2 protein-coding genes and 1 rRNA gene are annotated in these 1,374 nt (G+C 35.2%); all 3 read left to right on the top strand.

The features are described 5' to 3' along the window. The first annotated feature begins 119 nt into the window (after positions 1-119). Positions 120-235: ribosomal RNA gene (gene rrf / locus ACFTSA_RS24470) — 5S ribosomal RNA — on the top strand. A gap of 108 nt (positions 236-343) precedes the next feature. After that, positions 344-667, top strand: a complete 324-nt coding sequence (locus ACFTSA_RS24465) for a GNAT family N-acetyltransferase (RefSeq protein WP_377954695.1) — start codon at positions 344-346, stop codon at positions 665-667. 434 nt (positions 668-1,101) lie between these two features. Next, positions 1,102-1,374, top strand: a 273-nt coding sequence (locus ACFTSA_RS24460; RefSeq protein WP_377954693.1) for a hypothetical protein, incomplete at its 3' end; no start/stop codon positions are given.

The raw sequence follows: 1,374 nt of genomic DNA, 5'->3' as shown, positions 1-1,374 counted from the left end.
TCAGAGGTGGAAGCGTGGTGACACGTGGAGCTGACTGATACTAATCGGTCGAGGACTTAACTAACAAGTTTGATAATGACATTATCTAGTTTTGAGGGTACGAAGTACAACTCTATAAATCAGGTGATTATGGCAAAGAGGTCACACCCGTTCCCATACCGAACACGGCAGTTAAGCTCTTTTGCGTCGATGGTAGTTGGGGGTTTCCCTCTGTGAGAGTAGAACGTCGCCTGGTTAAACAAAAACATCAGCTATTAGGCTGATGTTTTTTTTATTTAGATTCTTTTACACTATACTCCTTATGCAATGAGATGAATGTTTAGTGGGATAAGGAGTAGATCATATAGTAGGTACAATCGGTTTTAATGACATAAATAAGACTAATAAAATTGGTACAATTGGTTATTGGTTAGGTGAAAACTTCCAAGGTAAAGGTATTATGTCAAAGGCATTCAAATCAGTAATTGACTATGGATTTAAAGATCTTGGACTAAATAAAATAGAAGTTAGTGTCGCTGTTGGAAATAAAAAAAGTAGAGCACTTCCCAAACAATTTGGATTCATATTAGAAGGGGAAATTAGACAAGCAGAGTGGTTGTATGATCATTATGTAGACCATGTTATTTATGGACTCCTATCTAACGAGTGGAAGAAATTAAGCAACTAACGCCTATTTGCAGTTGATTTTACATTAGAAATTGTGAGAGAAAGACTTGGTGTACAATCGACGAGCATCTATCGGTAGGGTGGGAAAGGGGGATATGCAGTAAAGAAAGACAAGTTGGGATTATGAAACTGTTATCACCCTCTATTAGAATTAATCATCGTGTGGTCAATTTCTTGCGATGAAGCAAATCTTGCTAACGATGAATTTTCTCCATACCTCGAACAAATAACTCCATTTGTTCCTCATCAATCAAATTCTGCTGTACCTTCCAAAACAAAAATTTTAGAACTATTTAAACATGCTTTTTCACTCCATCTACAACTAACAATATTATTTTATCTGCTAAAAATTTAAAAAGTAAACAATAATATTATTGCTGGGCAAACACCCTTATGAATAAATCTACATAATTTAGATTGAATGGAGGGAATAAGATGAGAGGGAAAATACTCAATTATTATGCAGGGGGTAATACTGCAAAAGGGTTTTATAATCTCTATGACTCAGCTTTAGAGGATTTAGATAGACTGTTTATTTTAAAAGGTGGTCCTGGAACTGGGAAATCAACATTAATGAAAACCATTGGTGAAAAGATTGTAAATAAGGGGATCGATATTGAATATTTACATTGTTCTTCAGATACAAATTCAATTGATGGTTTAATTATCCCGAAATTTCAAGTAGGTATAGTGGATGGAACGGCACCC

Source organism: Arthrobacter sp. NPDC057013 (genome assembly GCF_042674585.1).
Classification (GTDB): Bacteria; Actinomycetota; Actinomycetes; order Actinomycetales; family Micrococcaceae; genus Arthrobacter.
The sequence above is the reverse complement of the archived record's forward strand: the minus strand, read 5'-3'. Positions and strand labels throughout refer to the sequence as shown.